The organism is Hymenobacter sp. UV11 (genome assembly GCF_004684095.1).
GTDB lineage: Bacteria > Bacteroidota > Bacteroidia > Cytophagales > Hymenobacteraceae > Hymenobacter.
This window is the reverse complement of the sequence record NZ_SRII01000052.1, coordinates 1-1,241: the sequence shown is the minus strand read 5'-3', so window position 1 is coordinate 1,241 and position 1,241 is coordinate 1. Positions and strand designations below refer to the sequence as shown.

1 protein-coding gene is annotated in these 1,241 nt (G+C 53.9%); it reads right to left on the bottom strand.

The features are described from left to right. Positions 1-17: 17 nt before the first annotated feature. Positions 18-1,007, bottom strand: a complete 990-nt coding sequence (locus E4631_RS25635; RefSeq protein WP_133655552.1) for a transposase — start codon at positions 1,005-1,007, stop codon at positions 18-20. Between the last annotated feature and the right edge of the window lie 234 nt (positions 1,008-1,241).

Genomic DNA, 1,241 nt, shown 5'->3' with positions numbered 1-1,241 from the left:
ATGAACGGTGTTAAAAGTCAAGGATTGAGGGCAAGTTTTGACGTAAAATTTGCTTGATAGGGCTGGCCCGACTTGACAATGGCAAAGGCTTGCTTGAGCAGCTTGTTGCAGACAGCGATCAGGGCCACTTTCCCGTTCTTGCCTTTGGCCACCAGCCGCTCATAGAGTGCTTGGCAGGCCGCATTCTTTTTCTTTGCCGCCATGCTGCACATGTAGAGTTTGCCCCGGATTAACCCGCCCCCCATTTTGGTGATGCGCGCCTTCCCGCGGATACTGGTGCCGGAGCTATACTCCCGCGGGGAGAGGCCCGCGAGGGCGATGAGCTGGCGGTAGTTATCGAAGCGCTGGAAGCCACCGGCAAACAACAAGAGCATGCCCGCGGTCTTGCGGCCAATCCCCGGGATGGAGCGTAACAGCGTCATCTCAGCTTGGAAGCGCTGCTCGAGTAAAGCCAGTAATTCGGCTTCGACAGCTTGTACCTGGTCGGTGAGGACTTGTAAGGTGTGCTGCAGGCGTTCGCAGGCCAGCGAGCTAATCACGGGTTGCTGCTGCAGGGCCTCCAAGGAATTACTAACCATGGTTTTCTGCTTGATTAACTGCTCATTGACCTGCTCCAATTGCCGGCACTCCACCAGCACTTGCTCGTCGGGTTGCCACACCTTAACGGCTTGCTGCTGGCCATAGCGCAAGAGCCACTGCGCATCTTTTCGGTCGGTCTTGCCTTTGCCCAGATGCATCTGAATAAAGCGTCGAATGACCAGCGGGTTGAGCACGGCCACTTGTCCACCCTGCTCGTGTAGATAATAAGCTACCGCCAGATTGTAGGTACCCGTGGCTTCCATCACAAACAGACACTGGGCCCCACAGGCCTTGACGAGTTGCTGAAAACCAGCTTTGCTATTGCTGACTTCCAAGTGCTTGAACTGCTGATTGACCTGATAGCAAACGGCCAGCGAAGCTTTGCTGACGTCAATGCCAACGACGGGAAGAGGAAGTTGCGGCTCCATGCTTAGTGGGGGTAAGAAGTGAAGGAAGAGATAGATAAGCAGGACTTCTAACGCGCCTTTTATTATCCTAATACAAGCTCAGTGGCCTCTTGGAACGGTCCAAAGTGGCGCTAGAAAAGAGGAGGGATTCTCATAAAATACGAGCTCTATGGCTCCCAAACGTCCGAATCTTACTCCCCTCTTTTCCGGCTCAATTGCCGCAAATACGGCAGGTAGGCAAACATAGGATAAACG

Bases quoted from the DNA above. Each gene is read 5' to 3' on its own strand.
- E4631_RS25635 (WP_133655552.1), bottom strand. From the start codon at position 1,007: ATGGAGCCGCAACTTCCTCTTCCCGTCGTTGGCATTGACGTCAGCAAA.